Origin of the sequence: Parasphingomonas frigoris (genome assembly GCF_036663815.1) — a bacterium.
Lineage (GTDB): Bacteria > Pseudomonadota > Alphaproteobacteria > Sphingomonadales > Sphingomonadaceae > Sphingomonas.
Window position 1 is genome coordinate 222662 of sequence record NZ_JAXOJQ010000003.1, and the last position, 25658, is coordinate 248319.

Below are 25658 nucleotides of genomic sequence, written 5' to 3' on the forward strand. Positions count from 1 at the left end.
TCAACCGTTCCACGTGCTCAGCGCTGCACCACCGTCACCGGCGCAAGCGGCAGCTGGGCGCGGATCGCGGGCGAATACATCGCCTCGACCCGGCTCGGCGGCAGGTTGAAGCGCCCTGCACCGTTCAACCGCAGCATGTACGACGCGCTGAACGCCCCGCGCGGCACCCAGCCGTAGAAGGCCCGCCACGCATCGTTGCGCTTTTCGACATAGGCGGGGACGACACCCAGCTGCACGTCCCACAGCTTGCCATCGGCATCGCGCGCCTGGAACTTGGTCCCCGGCCCCGCCTGCGCCTGCCCCGCCAGCATCTGCGACTGCCCGCCGAGATCGCCGATGATCGTGGAGCCCGCCGGGATCGGATCGTTGATCACCACCCAGTTGCGCTCGGCGCTCGCCTTGACGGTGATCGTCACCTTGACGACGTCGCCGCGCGTCAGCACGCCCTTGGTGCGCGCCTGCACCACCTCGACATTGCGCTGCATCTCATAGCCAGCGAACAACGCCTTGGTCAGCGGCACCGCCGCCGAGATCGAGACGTTCGCCCACGGCCCCGCGCCACCGCTCGATTGCGACAGTTTGAGCGGGGTGAGCGTCGCCGGCAGCTGGAAGGTCGCCGTCCGCGCGGTCGTCGCGAGCGGCCACGCCTTGCTGATCGTCTGCGCGCCCAGGCCCAGCGTCGTATTCCCGACGATCGCGCTCGCCGGATAGAGCGCCGCGAACTTGCGCGCCGCGATCGTGCCCCAGGCGTTGGCGGTCGTCGTGTCCCAGCGGCCATGCGACTGGCGCAGCGCGACCCCGACCATCATCTTGGCCGCCTCGTCCTGCCAGCCGGGCCGACCGAGCGTCGCGATCACCGTCTTGATCGAGGCTTCGTCGCCCGACGACATCAGCCACCAAGGCTGGTTGCTGCTGTCCGACAGATCGAGCCGCGTGCCCTCATAAACGAGCCGGGTGCGCAACTGCGACTCGCCCGCGGCCTTCAGCGCATTGGCGTTGGCGAGCCCGGCGACATGATCGAGCGCGACGAGATAGTCGGCGAGCAAGGCGGTCGGCATTTCCTTGGGGATCATGCTCAACTGCCCGAGCATCGCCGGCGTCGCCGCGCCGGCGCGTGCGAGCGCGTTGAAGGCGTAGACGCGCTGGAGCCGGACATCGCCATATTCCTCGTGCCGCAGGCGCCCGTCGAGCACGGCTTTCAGCCCCTCGATCATCTTCGCGCGCGGGCCCTCGGGGATCGGCAAGCCGGCCTCCGACGTCATCGCCAGCACATAAGCAGTGAGCGCCTCGGAGCCCGACAGGCTACCCGACGGCCAGTAGCGCAACAGCCCGTCATCGGCCTGATACGCCGGGATATCGCTCGCGAGCGATTGCCACAGCGAAGCGTTGCCCAGCGCCACCGCGCGCGACAGCCGCTGTTCGAAGCAATCGTACGGATAGCGCGCCATGAAATCGCGCACCCCTGCGAGCGGCGGCGCGAGCGTGTCGTCGAGCCGGATGTCGACCGTCCCGCGGCCCGAGATCGCCCCCATCGGCGGCTGGATCGGGATCGTCGTGTCGCCGCCCACGCGCGTAAGCGTCCCCGCCCAGACTTCGAGCGGATAGAGCGGCGTCACCGCCTGGTTGACGGTGATCTGGTCGACCGCCTTGCCGTCGGCCGAGCGCGCACTGACGTGCCAGCGCAACGAGTCGAGATTGGCGGGCGCGGTCAGATTCCACGCGACCGGCATCGCGCCGCCCGCCGGGATCGTCACCGTCAGCGGCTTGCCCTGCGCGATGGCTGGGGTGAGGTCGACGCTCGCGGTCACCGTCATCGGCTTGTCCGATCCGTTGCGTAGCGTAAAGCTCGAGGCGTAGAAATCGCCCGTCCGCACCACCGGCGCAATGCCGGCGAAGATCGACAGATCCTGCGCGGTGCGCACGCTCGCCATGCCGGTGCCGTAGAGCTGCGACCCATCGGTGGCGATCGCCACCAGCTTGAACGAGGAGAGCGCGTCGGACAGTGTAACCGGGATCCGCGCATGGCCGTTCTGGTCGAGCGCGACGCGGCCCTTCCACAGGATCACCGGCTGGAAATTCTCGCGGTTGAGCCCCGACGAATCGCCGCCGCCACCGCCGCCGGCCTCGACCGCCTTCTTGCCGTAATGGCGTTTTCCCACGACCTGCGTCTGCGCGGTCGAGGTCAGCACCGCGAGCGGGCGCTCGCCCATCACCGCAGTGAGCACGTCCCAGCTGTCGTTGGGCGCGAGCTGGAGCAGCGCTTCGTCGACCGCCGCGAAGGCGACGTCGGCGGTGCGGACCGGCTTGCCGTCTGGCCCGTTCACCTGGATGTCGACCTGAGCGACGTCGCGCGCGGCGTAGCGAGCCTTATCGGCCTTGACCGCGACCTGAAGCTGATGCGCTTCCCAGCCGACCTTCACCTTGGCGATGCCGATGCGGTAGCTCGGCTTGGCGAGATCGACCAGGGCGGTCGGCTCCTGCCCCTCGGGCGGGTCGCTCGACAATCCGACCGAACGCGCGAGGCCGTGGAGCCAGCTCCAGATCCCGCTCTCGGTACGGCCGCGCACGACCATCACCGAGACGAACACGTCGGGCGCATAGCTCCCCGGCATCTTCACTTCGACCACCGGATCCGCCCCGCTGAGCTCGGTGACGTAGCTCGCGAGCACGCCCTCGCGCTCGACCGTGACGAGCGCGGTTGCCTGGCGGAACGGCATGCGCACCTGGAAGCGCGCGGTCTCGCCCGCTTTGTAGGCGAGCTTTTCGGGGACGACGTCCATCCGGTCGCCATTGTCGCCGCCGAACCACCAATCGTCCTTGCCCGCGAGCCACACGCTCTGCGTCGCGCGCGCTTCGTTGCCCGCGGCGTCCTTCGTGGTCGCGACCGCATAGACTTCGCCCGAAATGCCGGGGTCGAGATTGCACGTCGCCAGCCCCTGCGCGTCAGTCGTCGCGCTGCAGGTCTGGCTGAGCTTCTCGGTCTTCATGCGGTTGTCATAGGCATAGAAGCCGCCGATCAGCCGGCGCCGCGCGGTGAGAATCTGGCGGCTGTAGAGCGCGACCGAGATCGCCTGGTTGGCGAGCGGCTTGCCCGCGGTGTCGAGCGCGACGAAGCGCAGCCGCAGATCGTCCTGCTTCATCAGCCAGCCGTCGGTCTTGATGCCCAATTGCACCGCGCTCGGGAAGATCGGGATGCGCTTCGACGCGGTCAACACTTCGCCATTGGCATCCTGATAGTCCATCTCGACGAGCATGTCGGTGACGCCGTCGAGCGTCTGCGGAATCGACACCGTCTGCTTGCCGGTACCGTCGCCGCCGAGCGTCGAGGGGAGCGTCTGCGTCGGCGGGAGCGTCGCCTGCTCCTCCTCGCCGTCGCCGTTGAGCGGCTTGGTGCCCTCGACGATCGCCTTGCCGCCGAAGCTGTAGCTTTCGTAGCCGTCGGGCGTGCCCTCATGCGCGAAATAGCCGACGCGCATGTCGACCGGCAGGTTCGACGCGCCGCCGCCCGAGAGGTAGCCGACGAACAGGTCGAGGGCGAGACTGATCGGGCGGATCGCGGCGTCCTTCGGGCCGGTCACCGTCGCGCGCATCGTCGGGAGCTTGTACTCGTCGACCTTGAACGACTGGCCAGTTTCGATCGTGCGGTTGTCCGCGATCACCGACAGGTCGTAGTCGCCCATCGGCGCACCCGCGGGTGCCGTCCATTCATTCTCGCCGATGCCGTTCGCGTCGATCGTCAGCGGCAGGTCGAACTGCGTGTCGGATCCGCGATGCTGCAGCCGCAGCGTCCCCGTCACACCGGGCGCAAAGCCGAAGCCGTTCGCGACCGAGGTGCGCAGGATGTGCTTCATGTGGACCGTCTCGCCCTGGCGGACGAGCGCGCGGTCGAACACGGTGTGGAGGAACTCGCCGCGGGCCGAATAGCCATAGGGCAGGTCGAAATCATACGGGCGGATGCCCTGGCCCCAGTCGGTCAGCGTGAAGCTGAAATCGTCGCCGGCGCGTGCGGACACCATCAGCGGGCTCGACCCGCCGTTGCACGAACCGCCATAGGCTTCGGGCTCGGGCAGCCCGGGGGGCACGTTGAGCCCGCCGTTGCGGTCGGTGATGCCACGCGCGAGCAATGTGCCGGTGCAGCTGTCGGTGACGTGCACCTCGGCATTGGCGACGGGCTTGCCGGTGTCGAGCGCGGTGACCCAGGCGAGGCTCGCCGCGCGGCCCCATTTGAAGTGGACGCTCATGTTGGTGACGAGCGCCGCTGTCGCGACATAGCGCGGCGCCTTGCGCCCGAGCAGCGCCTGGCCGAGCACCGGGCTCGCCAGCTCGACGACATAGAAACCGGGCTTGCCGCCGCCGAGCGGCAGGCCGACGACTTCGAAATCCTTGCCCTTGCCGGGCAGGCCGATCTTCATCGGCGCGCCCTCGCCCGCGAGGATCGACTTGGACCCGGTGTCGTTGATCCGCACCTTCTCCTTGCCGCGCGTTTCCTCGTGACTGGCCTCGTCGTCGGCATGGCCGACGGTGCGCAGCCACTGCGCGATCTTGCCGTCGGAGCCATCGACGCGCAGCGCCTGCCCGCCGATAGTGACGTTGGTGCCCTGCAGCGCGGGCTCGACGTTGCGGACGGTGACGGGCAGCACGCCGCCCTGCTTCGACTCGAGAATACCGAACGACGCGGCGAATTTGACGAGCGGCGGGGCGGCATCGAACCGCACGGCGAGCGGGAAGCGCTCGGCATTCGAGAGCGGGCGGCCGCTCTCGTCCTTGACGCCCGCGGGAAGCACGACCTTGCCGGTCTGCGCCTGCGGCAGCGGGCTCTTGAAGCCGACCGACGAAATCGTCGCCTTGGTCTTGGCGTCGCCGCGCTCGGAGTCCGAGCTCGTATCGAACAGGGTCGGCGTCAGCAATTTACCGTCGGCGGTCTCGATGCGGACTTGCTTGGCGAGTTCGCTCGGCACCGGTGCGGAGAAACGCACCCACGCCTTCTCGACCGGGTTGCAGCCGGCGGCGGCGTTGACGCGCGAGCATTCGAAGCGTGCGGTGAACGGCTTGCGGACGGTGTAATCGAACCGCTGGTCGGTGCCTGCGGTCTTGCCGCCGGCGCCGGCGATGTTGGCGCCCCAGACAAGCGCGACGTCGGCGCCGGGCGGCAGCGGGCGGCGGCACTTCAGCGCGGTAACGCCGGCATAGGCTTTCGCGCGATCGGCCGGGGCGGGGATCGCGGCGGGCAGGCCGCCATTTTCTAGGAAGCTGCGGACGGGCCAGCTGTCGGTCCCCATTTCGCCGAGCAGTTTGCCCGGCAAATCGGCGGGCAACACGTCGACCGGGATCTTCTCGCCGATCCCCTTGACCGCGCAATAAGCGTTGGCCGCGACCGAGGCCGGGGTCGCGGGCAGGTTCGCCGCGACGAGGAAGGTCTGGTCCTCCTCGATCTCATCCGAATCCCCACCCGGCAGGACCGCGCGCGCGACGGGGCCGCCGGCATCGACGGTGAACTCGCTCTGGCCGGTCGCGGCGTAGCCTGAGACGCTCTTCAGCCCTTTGCGCAGCGCGAATTTGCACACCGTCCCACCGGGCAGGCCGCTCGCGAAATCGTAGACGAAGGTCTGCGGGTCGACCCAGCGCCCTTGCCCGCCGACCGCACAGGTCACGTCGAACGGCGAAGCCGCGCGGGGATCGCCCAAGGGCACCATCGGCTGGTTGAAGCGCGCGGTGAAGCGCTCGATCGCGCCGTCGCCGATGCCGGGGGTGGCGAGGATCACCTGCGGGCTCGAATCGCCAAACGCCGCGATCGGCGCGATCACCAAAGCGAGCAGAGCGATCCGGAATCCGAGCTTCATCACATTTCCCCACACCGCTTACCGCAAAGCTATAGTGCGACGAACCGTGCTCGTACAGCGACGAATGGTGACGGACTCGCGACACTTGCTCGATCGTGCAAGCTGTTGGAAAATAGGGCCTAACGACTCGGTGGCGTCAAGGGGGGAGTCGCGGGGAGCACGGGTCGTGGCGGCAACCTGGATCATGGGCGCGGTGGATGCCGTGGCGCGCGAGGCGATGCTGTTTGCCGGGATCGGATTCCTCATCGGTGGGCTCGACGATCTGGCGGTCGATCTGGTGTGGATCTTCACGATGCTCGCGCGGCGGCGCGGTGCGGGGTCGGTGTCGCGGACACTCGCAGACTATAGTTTGGCCGAGCCGCGCCGGATCGCGGTCTTCGTTGCGGCATGGGACGAATCGGCGGTGATCGGTGCGATGCTGCGCAGCGCGCTCACGCGCTTCGACCATTCCGATTATCGCCTTTACGTCGGCACGCATCCCAACGATCGCGCGACGATCGAAGCGGTTGCGGCGGTCGCAGCCAAGGATGCGCGCGTGCGACTGATCATCGGCGCGAAGGATGGTCCGACGACCAAGGCGGACTGCCTCAACACGGTGTGGCACGCGCTGCTGCGCGACGAGCGCGGCGAGCGTGTCCGGACGGCCGCGATCGTGCTGCACGACGCGGAGGATTTCGTGCATCCCGGCGAACTGCGCGTGATCGATGCGCTGATCGGCGACTATGCCGTGGTGCAACTGCCGGTGCTGCCGTTGATCGATCGCGGCGCGCGGCTGGTGTCGGGCCATTACGCCGACGAATTCGCCGAAGCGCATGGCAAACAGCTGGTGGTGCGCCAGGCGCTCGGGGCAGGGCTGCCGCTCGCGGGGTCGGCTGTGCGATCGAGCGCGGGATGCTCGGCCGGATCGCGCTGGCGCGCGGCGGCGATCCGTTCGACGCCGGGTCGATCGTCGAGGATTATGAGCTCGGCCTGTATGTCGCCGCGCTCGGCGGGCGCGGCGTGCTCGCGCGAGTCCGCGAAACGGCCGGCGGGCCGCTCGTGGCGGTGCGCGCCTATTTTCCGGCGACGGTCACGACGGCGGTGCGGCAGAAGACGCGCTGGATGACCGGGATCGCGCTGGCGGGCTGGGACCGGGTCGGTTGGAGTGGCAGCTTCGACTGGCACGAGCATTGGATGCGGATGCGCGACCGGCGCGCACCGCTGGCGGTGGTCGTGCTGGCAACGGCCTATCTCGCCTTGGTGGCCTGGGCTGCCGCGCTGCTCGGCCACGCATTGCTCGGCGAGACCGCGCGCGCGCCGTCGGCGGCGGTGCTGGCGATCCTGCGGATCAATGCGGTGCTGCTATTGTGGCGGCTCATCTCGCGCGCGTATTTCACCGGGGCGAGCTATGGCTGGCGCGAGGCGGCGTGGTCGCTACCGCGTGCCTTCGTCAGCAATCTCGTCGCGTTGCTCGCGGCGCGGCGCGCGATGGTCGCCTATGTCGGATCGTTGCGCGGCACGACGCTGAAGTGGGACAAGACGCGCCACGTCTTCCCCGCTGTGATCGGCGGCGAGGATGCGATGCCCGGATCATGACCCCGGCGGGCCGCGGACGCCCGTTGCGCTTCCTGCTGGTCGTCGCGGTCGCCTGGACCATGGCACGGATCGCCACGATCTGGCCGCAGCCGCTGACGGGAACAGACGTGTTGCCAACGGTCGCGCCGATCGCCGTGGCCGCTGCGGCACCTCCGCCGCCCACGCGGCATGCGGTCTTCGTTGCACCGTCCGCACGCTATGTCGGCCCGCGGCTCGCAGCAGCCCGCATCGCTGCGCCTGGACCAGCGGTGGCCCGCGCCCGCCCGGCGCCGCGCGCCGCGCCTACCCCGATGCCGGTCGCGCCCGGGCTGCTTCAGTCCGACGATCCGCACCCGGTCGCGGCGTCCGGGCTGCTGCCGGGCCTGCCACAGGCGTTGTCGGTGCGCCCGCCACGCGGCATGGCGTCGCGCTGGTCGGGCAGCGCCTGGCTGGTTGCACGCGGCGGTGCCGGGGTCGTGCCGGGGGCATTGGGCGGGCAACTTGGTGGGTCGCAGGCGGGGGTGCGAATTGCCTATGCGCTCGATCGACCGCACCGCATCGCGCTGGTCGGGCGTATGACGACGCCGCTCGGCAATGGGCTGCGCGAAGCTGCGTTCGGGGTCGAGTGGCAGCCGACCCGGCTTCCCATCCGGCTCATGGCCGAACGGCGTTTCGCGCTTGCACCGGGGCGCGGCGGGCCGGCGCTCGGGGTGGTCGGCGGAATCGGCCCGGTCGGCGTCCCGCTGGGCTTCCGGCTCGAGGCTTACGGCCAGGCCGGCGTCATCCGCCGCGTGGCGACCGAACCCTATGCCGATGGAGCCGCGCGCGCGCTGCGGTCACTGCTCACGACCGACACGGTCCGGCTCGAGCTTGGCGCGGGCGCGTGGGGCGGCGCGCAGCGCGGCGCCGCGCGGCTCGATATCGGGCCGTCGCTCGGCCTTACGCTGCCGATCGGGCGGCAACCGGTGCGGCTCGCGCTCGACTGCGGCATTATGTAGCAATTGCACCAACGGCGATACGTTCGCCACGGTGCCCGCTGCAGATGCCCTCAGACGAGAGGCATAAAAGCGTGTCTGTTTTTATTTTGGCGCTAATCTTCGCCCTGCAGGTAGGCTGCGTTTTCACGAACGAAGGCCAATTGCTCGGCACTAACGGCCTCACCAAATTGCATTCTAGGAGCGAGGTCGAGAATCGAGGCCTGAGCAAGGCTGACTGGATTGAAAGCGCTGCACCACCAAAGCCCGTGATATTTCCACAGCGCTCCTGTGTAATCCTTGTAAGTGATGTATATAATCACGCTAATGCGCAGCGGTTCGCGGACTGTAAAATCCTCAACATCAATGGAGACTTGGGATTTCATTGGATAAGAGCTGTTCGGACCAATGAGCCGATTGGAATCCGGCCTAAAAACACCAGATCTAGATTTGGGCTGACCGTTTACGAATATTTGAGTGGTTATGTTTTCGGTGATAATTTCCGCTGGGGTCGTTCCACTATTTTCTACCGTTACGCCGCATTCAACGGTGAAAGTTTTTGCGGTGCGCCAATGTTTAGCATCTGCGCTAACAGCGTAAATATAGGCGCGAAGCTGTCGTTGAGCAGTGTCCTGTGCATGAGCAAGAGTGTTCTCAGCAGCGTTGGCGCCGCGCCATGTCTCATCGGCCGCTTTTTTGGCGAACAGCGCGGCGAATATAGCAGCGATCATAGTAGCAAGGCCGATGCCAACCCCGCCGACAGCGGCCCAAGCCTGCCAGTCCGCGGCGCGCGCTTGGTCGAGAGCGGCATTCGTAGCGACAACCGTGCAATCCGCTTCATTTCCGCGATCGTCTTTGCACTTGGAATTGGTGCCCTTGGGATCGCCGGGGTTGTCCGCTGGTTTGACGGGAAGCGAGGGGGCTACACCCTGCTTGTGTTGGCTCTCGCCATGTCCCTGATTCCGCTGGTTGCCTTTATGCTCGCTCGCGCCGGTTAAGGTCAGCCATCCGAGAGCCGCAAGGATGATGTACCGATAGCCTCTAGGCATTGGATCAAGAACACCGCTGTAAATTTTCCCCGCGCCAGCTTGTTCCTGATATTCGGCTCAGAGTCCACGACGCCAATCGCGGCAAGTTTCTCGACCAGCTGCACGTAGGTCACGTTCCGGCGCTTCAATTCCGCCTTGAGCAGCCCCTTAACTTTCGCTTCCCATTCCGTATCAGCCACAATAACACTCCATTCGTCGCAAATGTATCTATATGCGATACGTTTGCACTTGTACAGAGTACGGCAATGCCACTATATCCGATGCATAAGCACTGGATACGATGACATGCAACACTTTCTCCTCTCCGCCGCCGCCCGCACGCTCAGCCTCAAGGCTGTTTTCAAGATGGGCGAAGATGCTGCTTATGACGCGTTCCGCTTGATGCGCTGGCCGGATGGCGAAGCGACGTGCCCGCGTTGCGGCTGTGCCGAGACGTATTCGATCACCACGCGCCGTCGCTTCAAGTGCGTCGGTTGCCATCATCAGTTCTCGGTCACGTCGGGCACCATCTTCGCCAGCCGCAAGCTGTCGTACACGGATCTGCTCGCCGCAATCGTGATCTTTGTGAACGGCGCCAAGGGCGTGTCGGCGCTGCAGGTCAGCCGCGACCTGGACGTGCAATACAAGACAGCGTTCGTCCTCTCGCACAAGCTGCGCGAGGCGATGGCGCTTGAGGATGCAGGCCAGACGCTCGACGGCGTTGTAGAGGTCGATGGTGCCTATTTCGGCGGTTACGTGAAGCCTGCCAACATCAAGGCAGAGCGCGCCGACCGTCGCACCCGCCTCGCAATGTCGGGCAAGCGCCAGTCGGTTATCGTGATGCGCGAGCGGGGTGGTGAGACGCTTACGTTCGTCGGCAACCGTGAGGCCGAAGGCGTGGCGCTGGTAGCTAAGCGCGTCGCTCCTGGCGCGGTCGTTCATGCGGACGAGGCTTCGCACTGGGATGCGCTGCATGCTCGCTACGAGACGTTCCGCATCAACCACAGCGAGGCGTACTCGCTCAACGGTGCCTGCACCAACCAAGCCGAGAGCTTCTTTAGCCGCCTGCGTCGTGCCGAAGTCGGCGTGCATCACCACATCGCGGGGCCTTATCTCTATGCCTACGCCGGTGAGATGGCTTGGCGCGAGGATAACCGCCGCGTTGCGAACGGTGAGCAGGCTGGGAAGGTGGCGCGCGCTGCTATGGTGTCGCCGGTGTCGCGGAAGTGGGCGGGGTATTGGCAGCGGGCGGCATAAAAAAAGGGGCCGGCGTTTCCGCCAGCCCCTTCCGGCTTTAACCGACGCTCTGATCCGGCTCTTGGTCGGGGCTATTCCCCGGATCGTCCGCAGCCTTTTTAGGCTTGTAGTTGTCGTTAGCCTTGAAACGGAACACTTGCCCCGGCGGCTTGCAAAGCCGCTTTCCGTTCCGAAGAGTGATGCACTGAGTGTATACGTATCCGTCGGCCAAAACGGCCTCCTGTCGTTTTAGGGTTGATCCCAACGACAGACCGTGCGATTCTCGACCTGCAACAGAAGAGGCGCGCGGTCAGCCGCGGGTTTCGGGGCCAGCCTCTGGCTGGTCCCTATTTTCTCCGCCAGCCATTTGCTGGGTCAGCGCTTCGCTGGATCTCCAAAATCGTTGTTTCGCTCCTCCACGCGAGAATCGCGCAATCGTCTTGTGACACATGACAACTCGCTACGCAACTCTTTAAACTCGCTTAACCAATTTCAAAGGCTTCGCGAGGACTCCGAGTTGACAAATGTCATCGTTTGTGATGTATTGGCGCCCGGAGGTTACCATGGACGAACTGCTGCAGAAGGCCAAAGAGCGGCGCGAACAGCTCCGCCGTGAGCTGGAGGCCATCGATAAATTTATTCACGATTACACCGTGAATGTCGCGCCTGAGCGCAGGAGTCCTGATTACGACCCCCACGACGATCTCTTTAACGACTCAAAGGGCCGTCGCGTAGCACGTGCGCAAGCTGTAAATGCCATGATGGACGAGGCTGAGCGCTATATCATCCGTGCTGGTCGACCGATGACCCGGTTCCAGCTTCTAGATTACCTTGTAAGCGCAGGGCACCACATCGAAGGTGGTGATCCGAGCAAGGTGTTAGGGACTAATATTTGGCGTTCGCGCCGCTTCCACAATATAGAGGGTGTAGGGTATTGGCCGAAAAGCGCACCAATCCCAGCGCCATACGTTGGCCGGCCAATTCGAGAAACGTCTCTGAGTTAGGTGTTCCGGTTCGGTTCTAAACTCATTGAACGTAGAGTTAGCCAACCAATCGCCACTCCAACTCCGCGCCGCTCCCATACTTAGCCCCAGTCACAACGCCCCGCTTCCGCAGCCGATAAAACGCGTCCGCCACACGCTTCCGTAGCAGCGTCGTAGCAACCCGATCACGCGGGTCTATGCCGCGCTCCGCCCCCATCGCCGCAGCCGCCGCTAGCGTCCGCACAGGCTCCCCGGAGCGCCGCAACAGGTCGAGCAGGAACCGCTGCAAATCGGTCGTGCCATCCGCCGCAACAGGGGCCCGCTTGCGCTCCGGTAGCTCGCTGGCGGTGAGGCCGGGGCTGAATACCAAGATAGCCCGGTCTATAGCCTCTAGGGACGCGCTGGCGTCCTCCCATCGGCTGCGGTGCGTCTCGACCTCGCCAGCCAGTTCCGCCCGCTTGCGTAAGAGCCCGCTTAGGGTCTGATCGTATCCGTCCTGCATATGGTATCATACGCATCGGAGGCGATTACGTCTGTCCTTCGCTTGGTGCAATTGCTACATAATGCCGCTCGACTGGCGGCAGCGCGTGGCGGGTGATGCCCGTCCGGGGTCGGGCCCGGCGCTGACGCTCGGCAGCGATTTTTAGAGAGGCCGCGCTTTGCGCGCGGCGCGCGAGCGGGTAACGCTTGCAGGCAATGGACATCTACCTGCCGATCGCCAATCTCTCGGTCAACGCGCTCGTCATCGTCCTGCTCGGGGGCGGGGTCGGACTGCTGTCGGGGATGTTCGGCGTCGGCGGCGGTTTTCTCACGACGCCGCTGCTGATCGTCTACGGCATCCCGCCGACCGTCGCCGCCGCTTCGGCCGCAAGCCAGGTCACCGGCGCAAGCGTTTCGGGCGTGTTCGCGCATGTCCGGCGCAAGGGCGTCGACTTCAAGATGGGCGGCGTGCTCGTCGCCGGCGGGCTGGTCGGGTCGATCTTCGGCGGGTGGATCTTCCGCCTGCTCCAGGCGAGCGGGCAGATCGATACGGTGATCGCGATCGTCTACGTTCTGTTGCTCGGCTCGATCGGCAGCATGATGGCGACCGAGGCGTGGGGCGCGATCCGGCGGATGCGCAGCGGCGAGGCGCCACGCCCGCGCAAGCGCCGCCACCATCCGCTCGTCGCCGCGCTGCCGATGCGGACGCGCTTCTATCGCTCGGGCCTCTACATCTCGCCCTTCGCGCCGCTGCTGCTCGGCTTCGGCGTCGGCATACTGACGATCCTGCTCGGCGTCGGCGGTGGCTTCATCCTGGTGCCGGCGATGCTCTATCTGCTCGGCATGACGACGCAGGTGGTGGTCGGCACCTCGCTGTTCCAGACGCTGTTCGTCACCGCGATGGCGACGATGGTGCATGCGACGACGACCAAGGCGGTCGACATCGTGCTGGCGGCGTTGCTGCTGCTCGGCTCGGTTGCCGGCGCGCAGATCGGCGCGCGGCTGGCCAACAAGGTGAAGCCCGAATATCTGCGGCTCGCGCTCGCGGTGATCGTGCTGCTGGTGGCGGGACGGATCGCGCTCGGGCTCGGCTGGCGGCCCGACGAAATCTATTCGGTCGAGCTGTCGTGAGGTCGCGTTGGCTGGCGGTGCTCGCCGCACCGCTGTTGATGGCGCAATCGGCGACGAAGCCGGTGCTCGTCCCCGACGTGTCGCAGCGCGACATCGAGATCCAGTACAGCTTCACCGGCGCCAACCTGCTGCTGTTCGGCGCGATCCTCTATCCCGGCGGGCGCTTGCCCGACGACGACAAGCCGACCGACATCGTCGTCGTCGTCAAGGGGCCGGTCCAGTCGATCCTGGTGCGCGAGAAGCAGAAGCTGGGCGGGCTGATGTGGGTCAACGCCTCGCGTTTGCGCTATCGCTCGGCGCCGAGCTTCTACGCGATCGCCTCGTCCAAGCCGATCGCGCGGATGCTCGATGCGCGCACCCGCGCGATCTACGAGCTCGGTCTGTCGAGCCTGCAGCTGTCGCCCGCGTCGAGCGCGCCGCTGCAGGAGCAGGATCGCTTCGCGCGCGGGCTGGTCGAGCTGAAGACCCGCACCGGCCTCTATCTCGAGGCGCCCGGCGCGGTCGAGATCACTGACGGCGTGCTGTACCGCGCGCGCGTGACGATCCCGGCGCGCGTTCCCGTCGGGCGCTTCACCGCCGAGACCTTTTTGATCCGCGATGGCCGCGTGCTGGCGGCGGCGACGCGCGACATCGAGATCCGCAAATCGGGCTTCGAACGCTTCGTCGCGCGCTCGGCCGAGCGGCAGTCGGTGCTGTACGGGCTCGTCGCGGTGGCGCTGTCGGTGCTGTTCGGCTGGAGCGCAGGGGTGATCGCGCGGCGCTTCTGAGCGCAATCCCGGAGGCGATCGTCACCCAATCTTTACCGCTCGTCCTGCAAGGCGTTCGCTGCAAGAACACCCGTGGGGATGGACGCCAGATGACCGAGATGCCGGGTGGCCACGCTTTCACCCCAGCCTTTGCCCAGCCCGCACCGCTGGCGACGGGCGTGTGTATCGGCACGGTGTTCGAGATTGCGGGATCGTCGAGTGTGGTGATGCTCGATCCGCTGGCGCTCGATACGATTCTGGACAGCAGCGATCCGGTGATCGCGGCGGCCGGTACGGTCGGCAGCCAGATCAAGATGCGCGTCGGCGGGACGTGGCTGATCGCCAACATCCGCTCGCTCAAGCTGGTCGACGGTCAGGAGCACCGCGTCGCCGCGACGGTCGATTTCCTCGGCGAGGGCGACGAGGAGCGGCTGACCGGCAAGCTCTACAAGTTCCGCCGCGGCGTGACGCGCTATCCGACGCCGGGCTGCGGCGTGTTCCCGGTCTCGACCGCCGACCTCCGGCAGATCTACGCCGCCGACGACCGCGCGAACATCGAGATCGGGACGGTCTATCCGACCAAGGACATTCGCGCGGCGCTCTATGTCGATGCGATGCTCGGCAAGCATTTCGCGCTGCTGGGGAGCACCGGCACGGGCAAGTCGACCAGCGCCGCGCTGATCCTCCACCGCATCTGCGAGCTTAGCCCGCAGGGCCATATCGTGATGGTCGATCCGCACGGCGAATATGCCGCCGCGTTCAAGGGCAATGGCGCGATCTACGACGTGTCGAACCTGCAGATGCCATACTGGCTGATGAACTTCGAGGAACATTGCGAGGTGTTCGTCACCTCGTCGGGCTCGGAAAAGCAGATCGACGCCGACATCCTCGCCAAATGCCTGTTGATGGCGCGTGCCAAGGGGCGGCTGGGGCAGGAGATCAGCAAGCTGACGGTCGATGCGCCGGTGCCGTATCTGTTGAGCGACCTGACCAACCTGATCGGGCTCGAGATGGGCAAGATGGACCGCGCGGGCGACACCGCCCCCTATTTGCGACTGAAGACCAAGATCGACGAGATCAAGGCCGATCCGCGCTACGGCTTCATGTTCTCAGGGATGCTCGTCGCCGACACGATGGCGAGCTTCATCGAGCGGATCTTCCGCCTGCCCGGCGACGGCAAGCCGATCTCGATCATCGACGTGTCGGGCGTGCCTTCCGAGATCACCTCGGTGGTGGTCGCGGTGCTCAGCCGGATGGTGTTCGATTTCGCGATCTGGTCGCGCGGCGAGGCGCAGCGGCCGATCCTGCTCGTCTGCGAGGAAGCGCATCGCTACATTCCCGCGGGCAGCGGAGATGGGGGGGGCGCCGGGTCGAGCGTCGGGCGGATCCTGTCGCGGATCGCCAAGGAAGGGCGCAAATATGGCGTCTCGCTCGGGCTGATCACCCAGCGGCCGTCGGATCTCGCCGAGGGCGTGCTCTCGCAGTGTGGCACGATCATCGCGATGCGACTCAACAACGATCGCGACCAGGCGTTCGTCCGCGCGGCGATGCCCGAGGGCGCGCGCGGTTTCCTCGATTCGATTCCCGCCTTGCGCAATCGCGAGTGCATCATCTGCGGCGAGGGCGTCGCGATTCCGATCCGCGTCTCGTTCGATGCGCTCGCCGCGGACAAGCGCCCGGCGTCGGACGACCCGCTCTTCTCGCAATTGTGGCGCGAGACCGGCGGCGAGGGCGACATGATCGCGCGGACGCTGAAACGCTGGCGGTCGCAGGGGCGCTGAGACCGACTCGCCTGCCGGACAGGCGGCGGCCGAGTGCAGCGCTCACGCCCCCGGGCGCACCGCGAGCAAGTTCGCAACCTTCGCCCGGAACTGCCGCAACTGCTCGCCCGACAATGCCGCGACGCTCGAGAAGGAGAAGCCGCGCGGATTGACCGCGACGCCGCCGCGCAGCACTTCCCAGTGCAGATGCGGGCCGGTCGAAATGCCGCTATTGCCCGAATAGCCGATCACGTCGCCGCGTGCGACATGCTGTCCGGCGCGCGTCGCGAAGCGACTGAGATGACCGTAATGCGTCTCGATCCCGCCGCCGTGCGACAGCTTGATGAAATTGCCATAGCCGCCGCTGCGTCCGGCATAGGTGATCGTGCCGTCGGCGGGGGCGTGGATCGGCGTGCCCCACGGCGTGCCGATGTCGATGCCCTTGTGCATCCGCGTGAAGCCGAGCAGCGGATGGAAGCGCATCCCGAAGCTCGAGGTGATCCGCGCCATCGACACCGGCATCGTGAACATGCCCTGCCGTTCGGCGTGGCCGCTCGCTTCGTACCAAGTGCCGTCGGTCCATTGTACGAGCTGGGTCTTGGTAGATCCATGATCGAGCCCGGCGAACAGCAGGTTGCCGAGCTGCGTCTCGCCGGTCGCGGCGCGCTTGCGCTCGATCACCAGATCATAGGAATCATCGCGGCCGACATGGCCGATCGCGACCTTGCTCGCGATCGCCTTGATGTAGGTCTCGACCAGCTTGACGGGCACGCCCGCGGCGCGTGCCGAGCGGTACAGGCTGCTGCCGACCGGGCCCTGGATACGCAGCGGCGTGGTGTCGATCGCGATCGCCTGCTTGGTCAGCACGAGCTGCGCGCCGACGCGGTGCAGCGTCAGCAACTGGTCGAAGCGCGCGCGTAGCGACAAGGCTTCGAGCGGCCGCGCGACCGCCTTGGTCGAGCGGCGGCCGAGCGTCATCGGGACCTGGGTGCCGCCCTTGAGCTCGGCGAGTGGTACCGCCGTCGAAATCAGCGCGACGGCGTCTTGCGCGTCGCGTTCGGACACGCCGGCGCGCTGGAGCATGTCCCCGAAGCTGTCGCCATGCCCGACGGTCGCGGTGCGGTCCTCGATCGGGCGTTCGGGCGCTTCGGCGAGCGGCGCGACGAGGTCGTTCGACGCCATGTGGCGCCCGCTATTCGCCCCCAGCGCGAGCGGTGCGATCGCCTGCGCGCGCGCTTCCTCGCGCTCGGCACCGGTCAGCGGGGCGGGCATCGTGCCGGCAAGCGGCGTGGTGATCGGCGGCGCGATCGCGATCGCAGCGGCGCACAGCGCCGCGCAGGTGGCGGCGCCGCGCCACCAGTCGAGCGAGCCGATGCGCGATCCGAGATCGGGCACCCAGTCGATCGCCAGCGTTGCAGCGCGCAGTTTTTCGAAGGCGCTGAGGTCAGCGACCGGCACGATGGCGCGACCGAAAGACCGGGTTGTAGTGCCGCCGGCTTGCTCAAGCCCAAGATCGTTACGCAAGAACAAGGCGTACTGCCCCCCGCTATGTCCGAAACCGCCGCTTATACGCCCCGCAGCGTGGAGCCCGATGACTGTGGCGGCGAAAAGCTAAAGTCAAATTAACCGCCGCCGAGTGCCGGGATCGTCGCGACGAAGCGTTTGATTGCTGCGACAGGGCTCGGAACGGTTGCAAGTGGCAGATTTATCGTAGTTTCGCATGAGCGCGAGCGCGGAATTTTCCGTAAGCGGTTGCACGCAGGGGCGGGGCACGCGATGTTAGTCGGGTCATGCAGCGTATCGCAGAGCAGGCCGGTGCGGCTTCCGTCACGGCGGTGTTGGGACCGACCAATACCGGCAAGACCCATCTCGCGGTCGAGCGGATGTGCGGCCATTCGAGCGGCATGATCGGCTTCCCGCTGCGCCTCCTCGCGCGCGAGGTCTATGATCGCGTCGTCAAGCTCAAGGGCGAGAATCGCGTCGCGCTGATCACCGGCGAGGAGAAGATCGTCCCGAAGGACGCGCGCTGGTTCCTGTGCACTGCCGAATCGATGCCGCTCGACAAGGACCTTGCTTTCGTCGCGCTCGACGAAGCGCAATTGGGCGCCGATCCCGAGCGCGGGCACGTCTTCACCGACCGCATCTTGCGCGCGCGCGGACGCGACGAGACGATGCTGCTCGGCTCCGAAGCGCTGCGCCCGATGCTGAAGGCGCTGGTGCCCAAGATCGAGATCATCAACCGCCCGCGTTTCTCGACCTTGAGCTATGCCGGCGCGAAGAAGATCAGCCGGCTGCCCAAGCGCTCGGCGATCGTCGCGTTCAGCGCCGAGGAGGTGTACGCCGTGGCGGAGATGCTGCGGCGTTTGCGCGGTGGCGCGGCGGTGGTGATGGGCGCGCTCTCCCCGCGTACGCGCAACGCGCAGGTCGCGATGTTCCAGGCGGGCGAGGTCGATTATCTCGTCGCGACCGATGCGATCGGGATGGGGCTCAACATGGACGTGGCGCACGTCGCCTTTGCTAGCCTCAACAAGTTCGACGGCCATCGCCAGCGGCGGCTGCGCGTCGCCGAGATGGCGCAGATCGCCGGGCGGGCCGGGCGGCACCAGCGCGACGGGACGTTCGGCGCGTTGGTCGAGGAAGGGCCGGGGGCGTTCACGCCCGAGGAAGTGTTCGCGATCGAGGAGCATCGTTTCCCACCGCTCGAGCAACTCTATTGGCGACAGGGCGAGCCCGATTATTCGAGCGTCGACGCGCTGATCGAAAGCCTCGAGCAGCGGCCCGCGCACCGCGTGCTGTGGGCCGCGCCGCAATCGACCGATCTCGCGGTGCTCAAGCGGATGGCCGAGGAGCCGGGCGTGCGCGGGCGGTGTCGCTCACCGGCGATGGTCGCGCGATTGTGGGCGGCGTGCGGCGTGCCCGATTTCCGCAAGCTCGGGGTCGATCCGCATACGCGCTTCGTTGCAAGGCTGTTCGGCTATCTCAGCGAGGGCCACGGCCATATCCCGCACGACTGGTTCGCTGCCGAGATCGCGCGGCTCGATAATGTCGCGGGCGATGTCGAGACGCTTGCCGGGCGGATCGCGGCGGCGCGGAGCTGGTCGTACATCGCCAACCGCGCCGACTGGCTCGCCGATCCGGCGCATTGGTCGGCGCGGGCGGGCGCGGTCGAGGAGCGGTTGTCCGACGCGCTCCATCTCAGCCTGACGCAGCGCTTCGTCGACAAGCGCACGACGCTGTTGATGCGCCAGATCGGCGCCGATCCGCGCGCTTTGCCTGTGACGATCGGCGCGCAGGGCGAGGTGATGGTCGAGGATCATGCGATCGGTCGGCTCGATGGTTTCCGCTTCGTCGTCGCGCCGGATGCGCGGGCGACCGACAAGCGGCTGCTGCTCGCCGCCGCCGAGCGCCGCCTGGGCGACGAGCGTGCGCGGCGCGGTTTGGCGCTGGCCGAGGCTGAAGATAGCGAGCTTGGGCTGTCCGCCGAGGTCGGCGCGGTGCCGACGCTGCTGTGGGGGGAACTCGCGGTCGCGACGCTCGCGCCCGGGCCGACGCTGCTGCGGCCGCGCGTGATGCTCGACCGTGCGCTCGACTGCCTGTCTGTCGAGGCGCGGGGCAAGATCGAGGCACGGTTGCGGTCGTGGCTCGCCGGACAGCTCAAGCGTAGTGTGCCGGGGCTGGTCGTGCTCGACGGCGTCCAGCGCGATCCGGCGGCGAGCCCGGCGTCGCGCGCGGTCGCCGCGGCGCTCGTCGCGCATGGCGGGATCGTCGCGCGCGCCGATATTGCGGTGGCGGTCGAGGGACTCGATCCGGTTGCGCGCAAAGCGTTTCGCGGGGCGGGGTTCACGATCGGCGCGCTCGACCTGTTCGACCCACGGCTGCTCAAGCCCGGCGCGGCGCGCTGGCGGCGCGTGCTGCTTGCCGCGCGCGAAACGCAGCCCGTCGGGGTAGGGCCGCGCGAGGGGGCAACGGTGCTCGACCGCGCCGCGCCCGGCGCGACGCTGGCGCACGGCTATCGCCCGGTCGGCGCGCAGGCGGTGCGGATCGACTTGATCGAACGCATCGCGCGGGCCGCGCATGACGCGCGCGGTAGCCAGGGGCGCAAACCGTTCGTGCTCGATCCCGCGCTTGCGCTGTCGATGGGGCTGACGCGCGCGACGCTCGAGCAATTGATGGGCGGCTTCGGCTTCCGGCCCGCACCGAGCGCCGATGACAGCTTGCGCTGGAGCTGGCGCGGACGCCCGCCGGTGCGGACCGCGCCGCCGCCGCGCGACACGGCGATGGCGGGGGCGATGGCGGGCGCGTTCGCCGCGCTCGGCGGACAGGCGGTGTAACGGCTTGGGTGGATCCGAGCCTGTGATGCGGATCGACCGTTTCCTGTGGTTCGCGCGCATCGTGAAGACGCGCGGCATCGCGCAGGACATGGCGGCCAGCGGGCATGTGCGAATCGACGGACGGGCGATCGACAAGCCGGCAGCGCCAGTGCGGATCGGCTGCGTCATCGCCTTCGCCAGCCCAAGCGGGCGGGTCAGGGCGCTCCGCGTCGAAGCGCTGCCGGCCCGGCGCGGCCCGCCCGAGGAAGCGCGCGGGCTTTACAGCGACCTACTCGAAAATGCTCGATCCGAGCGCGCAAGCGTTGACGCCGCTGGCGCTCGGGCATAGCAGCACAAGCGTTCGTACTCCGGGAGTGTTTTAATGACCTACGTCGTCACCGATGCCTGCATCAAGTGCAAGTACATGGACTGCGTCGAGGTGTGCCCGGTCGATTGCTTCTACGAAGGCGAGAACATGCTGGTGATCAATCCCAGCGAGTGCATCGACTGCGGCGTGTGCGAACCCGAATGCCCGGCCGAGGCGATCCTGCCCGATACCGAATCGGGCCTCGAGCAGTGGCTCGAGCTCAACACGACCTTCTCTGGCCAATGGCCCAACGTCACGCGCAATGCCGGCCAGACGCCGCCCGACGCCGACGCCTTCAAGGGTAAGCCCGGCAAGATGGAGTTCTTCTCGCCCGAGCCCGGCGCCGGCGACTGAAACGTCCCGAAACGGAGGCGAGCGATCGGCCGCGACGCTTTCCGGCGGTAATCGCGCGGAGTGCCGACGGCGTGTGCGACGTTTGTGTGGTAATTTTATTGCGGCTCTGCTAAACAGGCAGGGACGGAAGCGCCATCGCGCGCGTTTTCGACACGGAGACGCACAACCACACCACATCCGCGCGCGGCCATGCAGCTTTCTTGCTGCGGGCGCGTTGCACCGGATACCCGGTTCACAGAAAGGTCTTACGGAATGGCTGCCAAGGCGCTGTCCTTCGACGTCGGCGATTATGTCGTTTATCCCAAGCACGGTGTTGGCCGTGTGATCGAGCTCCAGCGGCAGGAAATCGCCGGGATGCAGCTCGAACTCTACGTCCTGCGCTTCGAAAAAGAACGCATGACGCTGCGCGTTCCGACCAACAAGGCCGAAAGCGTCGGCATGCGCAAGCTCTCGAGCGACAAGACGTTGCGCGAAGCGCTCGACACGTTGACCGGCAAGCCGCGCGTCAAGCGCACCATGTGGTCGCGGCGCGCGCAGGAATATGAAGCGAAAATCAATTCGGGCGACCTCGTGTCGATCGCCGAAGTGGTGCGCGACCTGTTCCGGGCCGACGACCAGCCCGAGCAGAGCTATTCCGAGCGGCAGATCTTCGAAGGCGCGACCAGCCGCCTCGCGCGCGAGCTTGCCGCGATGGAGCAGGTCGACGAGCCGACCGCGCAGGAAAAGATCCTCGAGATCCTGCGCAAGGCCGCCGCGATCCACAACAAGGACAAGGCGCCGGTCTGATTCGGAGCGTAGCGCCGAGACACACCAGGGGCGGTCGGCAACGGCCGCCCCTTTTGTTTGCGTCGGCCCGACTTGTATCGACGTGTGATTAGTGTATTGTTGAGGCAACACACAGGAGCTTTACGATGCGCGTCCTTCCCGTCCTGATCGTCCTGCCGCTTGCCGCCTGTTCGGTACAGAGCGAAGCTTCACCCGCCGGCGCGGGCGACACGCGCAGCTTCACGATCGCCGATTTCAGCGGCGTGTCGCTGCGTGGGTCGGACGATGTCGACGTGCGGGTCGGATCGGCCTTTTCGGTGCGCGCCACGGGTCCGCGGGCCGAACTCGACAAGCTCGAGATCGTGCGCGACGGCGATACGCTTCGCGTCGGCCGAAAGCGCAACCTCGCCGGGTGGAGCTGGGGCGGCTCGCACGATCGCGTGAAGGTCTTCGTGACGATGCCGCGGATCGTCGCGGCGCAGATCGCGGGCTCCGGCAATCTGGCGATCGACCGGGTCGAGGGGACGCGTTTCGACGCCGATGCTGCCGGCTCGGGTAATCTCACCGTTGCGACGCTTACCGTACCGCGGGCCAAATTGTCGGTCGCCGGGGCGGGCAATATCGAGGCGCGCGGCCGCGTCGAGCGGCTGACGATCAATGTCGCCGGCTCGGGCAATGTCGCGGCCGCCGGGCTGAAGGCGCGCACGGCTTCGGTCTCGGTCACCGGCTCGGGGAATGTCCGCGCCGATGTCGCGGGGCCGGCCAGCGTGTCGCTCATCGGATCGGGCAATGTCGATCTCGGGCGCACCGCAGCCTGTTCGACCACCAAGATCGGGTCGGGCGAGGTGCGCTGCGGCGGCTGAACGGGCTTGTCTACCGCGGCAATCGCGGGAATGCTCGCGCGATGCGATACGCCTTCCTGATTCCGCTGCTGCTCGTTTGCCCGCCCGCACATGCCGCCGAGCGGCGCTATTTCATCGCGGATTTCGACCGTATTCGCATTGAGGGCCCGCTCGACGTCCGGCTCGCGACGCGCGGTGCGCCCGCCGCGACGGTCACGGGGGTGGTGCCGGTCGGGTTCGAGCTGCACGTCGACGGCACGGTGCTCACGGTACGCGCGACGCGGTCGGCCGGCGGTGTATCAACGCCTTCGAACACCGGCGCTGCGCCGGTCGTGTCGTTGCGGACCGGCGACCTCCATGGCGTAAGCGTGATGGGCGGCGGGCGGCTGGTCATCGAAGGGCCGGTGCGCGGTGCGCGGATCGACCTGCAGATCTTGGGCAGCGGCGCGATCACCGCGCCGGCGATCGATGGCGAGCAACTCGGCGTGACTGTCGTCGGGACCGGAGCGATGACGCTCGGCGGTCGCGCAGCGCGGGCGCGGCTGTTCGGCAACGGGACGGGAACGATCGATGCAAGCGCGCTCCGCGTCGATGCGCTGGTATTGCGGCTCGACGGCTCGGGCAGCGCGCAGGCGAGCGCGCGCTACACCGCCGACGTCGTATCGTCCGGGCTCGGTGCGGCGACCGTCTACGGCGCGCCCAAATGCAAGGTCAGCACGCCCGGCGGGGCGGCGGTCGCCTGTGGCGTTCCACCGCCGGCGGCGCCGTGACGGCCTTCGCTGCCGTTCAGAGCAGCCCCAGCGCCGACAGCTTGCTGAGCAGCGTCGCCGGCATCGCCTCTCCGCCGCGCATCCCCGCGCCAAGATCGGCCGGTGCGTCGGCGGCTTCGAGGTAGCGCCAGCCCTGATGCGCGCGCTTGGGGCGGCCCTCGGTCAGCACCAGTTCCGGGTCGATATGGATCGCGACGCGCCCGCCTTCGGCCTCGCCGAATCCGAGGATCGGCGATCGGGCGACGAGCGTGTGCTTGATGATCCAGAAGAGCGAGCCGCTGCCTTCGATCTCCGCGTGGCGTTTGGGCAGGTAGCGTGTGGTGAGAAAGACCGGCCCTTCCGCGCCGCGTTGGCGCAGCCGTTCGGCGAGATGGTCGAGGCTGGTCGCGCCGAACGCGACCTTTGTGAGATGAAGCGGCACCAGGAGCAAATGGGGTAGCGCGGTCTAACCGCCAAGTCCGAACAGCGTCGCCAGACCGAGGAAGCAGAAAAATCCCATCACGTCGGTCATCATCGTCACGAACACCGCCGAGGAAACCGCGGGATCGATGTCGAGGCGGTCGAGCGTCACCGGGATCAGCACCCCCGACAGGCCGGCGATCAGATTGTTGATCACCATCGCCATCGCGATGACGATCGCGAGCGACAGGTTGCCGAACACCAGGAAGGTGCCGATCCCGATCAGCGTGCCGAGCATCGTGCCGTTGGCGGCGGCGATGCGGAATTCGCGGTAGATCATCCGCCCGGTGTTCGAATCGGTCAGCTGGTTGGTGGCAAGCGCGCGCACCATCACCGCGAGCGTCTGCGTGCCGGCATTGCCGCCCATCCCCGAGACGATCGGCATCAGCACCGCGAGCAAGGCGAAACGCCCGATCTCGCCCTGGAACAAGCCGACGACCGACGCGGCCAGCATCGCGGTGCCGAGATTGACCACCAGCCAGGTGATCCGTGTCCGTACCGTCAGATGGATCGGCTCGTTGATGTCGCCGTCGCCCGCGCCCGACAGCCGCAGGATATCCTCGCCGGCTTCCTCGGAAATGATATGGACGATGTCGTCGACCGTGATCATGCCGACCAGCCGACCGACCGGATCGACCACCGCGGCCGAGATCAGCGCATATTTCTGGAAGCGCAGCGCGACCTCTTCCTGGTCCATGTCGATCGGGATCAGCGTCTGCTCGCGCTGCATCACGTCGCCGATCGCGATGCCGCGCGGCGTGCGCAGGATCCACGACAGCGCGACGGTGCCGACCGGCTTGTGCGCGGGATCGACGACGAAGATCTCCCAGAAGTCGGTGGTCAGCTCGTCATGCTGGCGCAGATAATCGAGCACGTCGCCGACCGACCAATGTTCGGGCACCGCGATCAGCTCGCGCTGCATCAGGCGACCGGCGGTCTCCTCGTCGTAGCTCAGCGCTTCCTCGATCGCGGCGCGATCGTCGGGGTCGAGCGCGCGGAGCACCTCGCGCTGGTCTGCGGGCTCCATGTCCTCGATGATCGCGACGGCGTCGTCGGTGTCGAGCTCGGAGGCGATGTCGGCGACCTGCGTGGCCGAGAGCGCGTCGATCAGATCCTCGCGGACATAATCGTTCATCTCGGCGAGGACGTCACCGTCGAGCAGGTCGGTGATCGCGGTCGCCAGGCCGGCGCGGTCCTCGTGCGGGGTCAGCTCGAACAGATCGGCGATGTCGGCCGGGTGGAGCGGCTCGACCAGGGCGCGCGCCGCGGCGGCGTCGCCGGCCTCGACCGCGTCGAGCACCTTGCGGACGAAGGCGGGCTTGAGCCGGTCGTCCTCGTCGAGTTGCGCGGTGTCGAGCTCGGGCTCGGGCAGGTCGATCTCGCTCATGATGGACCTCCTCGGCCGGGTTGCGGCGGCACATCGGCCTTTGCGCATAGACCCGTAACGCCGTGCGGCAACAAAGCCAACGCCGCTTCGTTGGGCGCGTGCGCGGCCGGTGATTTGCCAGCCGGGCGTCGCCTCGCTAGGGCGACGCATCCCCTTTTGCAGGAGTCCTTCGATGGCCGATCTTCCCGAAACCCTGACGCTCACGCTCGACGGCGGCGACGTCGTGATCAAATTGCGCGGCGATCTCGCGCCTAACCATGTTGCGCGCATCGCCGAGCTGGCGAACGACGGCTTCTACGACGGCGTCGTGTTCCACCGCGTCATCCCCGGCTTCATGGCGCAGGGTGGCGACCCCACCGGCACCGGCATGCACGGTTCGGACAAGCCCAATCTCGAGCAGGAATTCTCCAAGGAGCCGCACGTGCGCGGCACCGCGTCGATGGCGCGTGCGCAGAGCCCGAACTCGGCCAACAGCCAGTTCTTCATCTGCTTCGACGATGCCCGCTTCCTCGACAATCAGTACACGGTGTGGGGCCAGGTAACCTCGGGCATGGAGCATGTCGACGCGCTGCCGAAGGGCGAGCCGCCGCGCAGCCCGGGCAAGATCCTCAAGGCGCGCGCCGAGTAACACGCGTGACCGAAAAGCCCGCTCCCGCGCTTCGCGGGAGCGGG

At 67.1% G+C, this 25658-nt stretch carries 19 protein-coding genes and 1 pseudogene; 14 read left to right on the top strand and 6 right to left on the bottom strand.

Going from position 1 to position 25658, the window contains the following annotated elements; translation table 11 throughout:
* Positions 1–17 precede the first annotated feature (17 nt).
* Positions 18–5840 (bottom strand): alpha-2-macroglobulin family protein, encoded by a 5823-nt coding sequence (locus tag U1872_RS11300; RefSeq protein WP_332793002.1) that lies wholly within the window; start codon positions 5838–5840, stop codon positions 18–20.
* Between the two features lie 415 nt (positions 5841–6255).
* Between U1872_RS11300 and U1872_RS22930 the strand changes: the two are divergent.
* Together U1872_RS22930 and U1872_RS11320 are read left to right on the top strand one after the other, a co-directional pair.
* Positions 6256–7415, top strand: a pseudogene (locus U1872_RS22930) (glycosyl transferase family protein).
* On the top strand, positions 7412–8392 hold the full coding sequence (locus U1872_RS11320) for a hypothetical protein (RefSeq protein WP_332793003.1): 981 nt from the start codon (positions 7412–7414) through the stop codon (positions 8390–8392). Before U1872_RS22930 ends, U1872_RS11320 begins: the two are co-directional and overlap by 4 nt.
* Before the next feature lie 92 nt (positions 8393–8484).
* Here U1872_RS11320 and U1872_RS11325 read toward each other — a convergent pair whose 3' ends face one another.
* On the bottom strand, positions 8485–9417 hold the full coding sequence (locus tag U1872_RS11325) for a hypothetical protein (protein ID WP_332793004.1): 933 nt from the start codon (positions 9415–9417) through the stop codon (positions 8485–8487).
* Entirely contained in the window at positions 9369–9596 is a 228-nt protein-coding gene (locus U1872_RS11330; protein ID WP_332793005.1) for a DUF6471 domain-containing protein, read from the bottom strand. Before U1872_RS11330 ends, U1872_RS11325 begins: the two co-directional genes overlap by 49 nt.
* A 106-nt stretch (positions 9597–9702) precedes the next feature.
* Between U1872_RS11330 and U1872_RS11335 the strand changes: the two genes are divergently transcribed.
* The 5 genes from U1872_RS11335 (at position 9703) to U1872_RS11355 (ending at position 15753) form a co-directional block, all read left to right on the top strand.
* Positions 9703–10653 carry an IS1595 family transposase gene (locus U1872_RS11335; RefSeq protein ID WP_332793006.1) on the top strand — a complete coding sequence of 317 codons (951 nt, stop codon included), beginning with the start codon at positions 9703–9705 and terminating at the stop codon, positions 10651–10653.
* A 542-nt stretch (positions 10654–11195) separates the two neighbouring features.
* Entirely contained in the window at positions 11196–11636 is a 441-nt protein-coding gene (locus tag U1872_RS11340) for a hypothetical protein (RefSeq protein ID WP_332793007.1), read from the top strand.
* A 675-nt stretch (positions 11637–12311) separates the two neighbouring features.
* Complete coding sequence (locus tag U1872_RS11345) at positions 12312–13226, top strand: sulfite exporter TauE/SafE family protein (RefSeq protein ID WP_332793008.1); 915 nt, start codon at positions 12312–12314, stop codon at positions 13224–13226.
* Positions 13223–13993 (top strand): TIGR02186 family protein, encoded by a 771-nt coding sequence (locus U1872_RS11350; protein WP_332793009.1) that lies wholly within the window; start codon positions 13223–13225, stop codon positions 13991–13993. The genes U1872_RS11345 and U1872_RS11350 overlap by 4 nt, the downstream gene beginning before the upstream one ends.
* 89 nt (positions 13994–14082) lie before the next feature.
* The gene (locus U1872_RS11355) at positions 14083–15753 is read left to right on the top strand and encodes an ATP-binding protein (protein ID WP_332793010.1); all 1671 of its coding nucleotides are present in this window, start codon (positions 14083–14085) and stop codon (positions 15751–15753) included.
* A 42-nt stretch (positions 15754–15795) separates the two neighbouring features.
* Here the strand turns inward: U1872_RS11355 and U1872_RS11360 are convergent, their stop codons facing one another.
* Complete coding sequence (locus tag U1872_RS11360; protein ID WP_443025373.1) at positions 15796–17262, bottom strand: M23 family metallopeptidase; 1467 nt, start codon at positions 17260–17262, stop codon at positions 15796–15798.
* 260 nt (positions 17263–17522) lie between these two features.
* Between U1872_RS11360 and U1872_RS11365 the strand changes: the two genes are divergently transcribed.
* The 6 genes from U1872_RS11365 to U1872_RS11390 all read left to right on the top strand — a co-directional run bounded on the left by U1872_RS11365 (position 17523) and on the right by U1872_RS11390 (position 23140).
* Positions 17523–20063: a helicase-related protein gene (locus U1872_RS11365; protein ID WP_332793012.1), complete on the top strand. Its 2541-nt coding sequence runs from the start codon at positions 17523–17525 to the stop codon at positions 20061–20063.
* Positions 20064–20088: 25 nt separating this feature from the next.
* The gene (locus U1872_RS11370) at positions 20089–20391 is read left to right on the top strand and encodes an RNA-binding S4 domain-containing protein (protein WP_332793013.1); all 303 of its coding nucleotides are present in this window, start codon (positions 20089–20091) and stop codon (positions 20389–20391) included.
* 33 nt (positions 20392–20424) lie between these two features.
* Positions 20425–20763, top strand: coding sequence for a ferredoxin FdxA (gene fdxA / locus U1872_RS11375; protein ID WP_332793014.1), 339 nt, complete (start codon positions 20425–20427; stop codon positions 20761–20763).
* A gap of 252 nt (positions 20764–21015) precedes the next feature.
* Positions 21016–21549 carry a CarD family transcriptional regulator gene (locus U1872_RS11380; protein WP_332793015.1) on the top strand — a complete coding sequence of 178 codons (534 nt, stop codon included), beginning with the start codon at positions 21016–21018 and terminating at the stop codon, positions 21547–21549.
* A 125-nt stretch (positions 21550–21674) separates the two neighbouring features.
* A complete protein-coding gene (locus U1872_RS11385; RefSeq protein ID WP_332793016.1) occupies positions 21675–22391 on the top strand; it encodes a head GIN domain-containing protein in 717 nt (238 codons plus the stop codon).
* Between the two features lie 41 nt (positions 22392–22432).
* Positions 22433–23140 carry a GIN domain-containing protein gene (locus U1872_RS11390; protein WP_332793017.1) on the top strand — a complete coding sequence of 236 codons (708 nt, stop codon included), beginning with the start codon at positions 22433–22435 and terminating at the stop codon, positions 23138–23140.
* A gap of 16 nt (positions 23141–23156) precedes the next feature.
* On the opposite strand, the gene U1872_RS11395 is transcribed toward U1872_RS11390, so the two are convergent.
* Both U1872_RS11395 and mgtE read right to left on the bottom strand, forming a co-directional pair.
* Complete coding sequence (locus U1872_RS11395; RefSeq protein WP_332793018.1) at positions 23157–23561, bottom strand: DUF1489 family protein; 405 nt, start codon at positions 23559–23561, stop codon at positions 23157–23159.
* Positions 23562–23585: 24 nt separating this feature from the next.
* Positions 23586–24986 (bottom strand): magnesium transporter, encoded by a 1401-nt coding sequence (gene mgtE, locus U1872_RS11400; RefSeq protein WP_332793019.1) that lies wholly within the window; start codon positions 24984–24986, stop codon positions 23586–23588.
* Between the two features lie 172 nt (positions 24987–25158).
* Here mgtE and U1872_RS11405 point away from each other — a divergent pair, with 172 nt between their 5' ends.
* Positions 25159–25614 carry a peptidylprolyl isomerase gene (locus tag U1872_RS11405; RefSeq protein WP_332793020.1) on the top strand — a complete coding sequence of 152 codons (456 nt, stop codon included), beginning with the start codon at positions 25159–25161 and terminating at the stop codon, positions 25612–25614.
* Positions 25615–25658 lie beyond the last annotated feature (44 nt).

Excerpts from the sequence above, each read along its gene's own strand:
- U1872_RS11340 (WP_332793007.1), top strand. The coding sequence starts at position 11,196 with ATGGACGAACTGCTGCAGAAGGCCAAAGAGCGGCGCGAACAGCTCCGC.
- U1872_RS11355 (WP_332793010.1), top strand. The coding sequence starts at position 14,083 with ATGACCGAGATGCCGGGTGGCCACGCTTTCACCCCAGCCTTTGCCCAG.
- U1872_RS11385 (WP_332793016.1), top strand. The coding sequence starts at position 21,675 with ATGCGCGTCCTTCCCGTCCTGATCGTCCTGCCGCTTGCCGCCTGTTCG.
- U1872_RS11325 (WP_332793004.1), bottom strand. The coding sequence starts at position 9,417 with ATGCCTAGAGGCTATCGGTACATCATCCTTGCGGCTCTCGGATGGCTG.
- U1872_RS11370 (WP_332793013.1), top strand. The coding sequence starts at position 20,089 with ATGCGGATCGACCGTTTCCTGTGGTTCGCGCGCATCGTGAAGACGCGC.
- U1872_RS11380 (WP_332793015.1), top strand. The coding sequence starts at position 21,016 with ATGGCTGCCAAGGCGCTGTCCTTCGACGTCGGCGATTATGTCGTTTAT.
- U1872_RS11320 (WP_332793003.1), top strand. The coding sequence starts at position 7,412 with ATGACCCCGGCGGGCCGCGGACGCCCGTTGCGCTTCCTGCTGGTCGTC.
- mgtE (WP_332793019.1), bottom strand. The coding sequence starts at position 24,986 with ATGAGCGAGATCGACCTGCCCGAGCCCGAGCTCGACACCGCGCAACTC.
- U1872_RS11390 (WP_332793017.1), top strand. The coding sequence starts at position 22,433 with ATGCGATACGCCTTCCTGATTCCGCTGCTGCTCGTTTGCCCGCCCGCA.
- U1872_RS11345 (WP_332793008.1), top strand. The coding sequence starts at position 12,312 with ATGGACATCTACCTGCCGATCGCCAATCTCTCGGTCAACGCGCTCGTC.
- U1872_RS11300 (WP_332793002.1), bottom strand. The coding sequence starts at position 5,840 with ATGAAGCTCGGATTCCGGATCGCTCTGCTCGCTTTGGTGATCGCGCCG.
- U1872_RS11365 (WP_332793012.1), top strand. The coding sequence starts at position 17,523 with ATGCAGCGTATCGCAGAGCAGGCCGGTGCGGCTTCCGTCACGGCGGTG.
- U1872_RS11335 (WP_332793006.1), top strand. The coding sequence starts at position 9,703 with ATGCAACACTTTCTCCTCTCCGCCGCCGCCCGCACGCTCAGCCTCAAG.
- U1872_RS11405 (WP_332793020.1), top strand. The coding sequence starts at position 25,159 with ATGGCCGATCTTCCCGAAACCCTGACGCTCACGCTCGACGGCGGCGAC.
- fdxA (WP_332793014.1), top strand. The coding sequence starts at position 20,425 with ATGACCTACGTCGTCACCGATGCCTGCATCAAGTGCAAGTACATGGAC.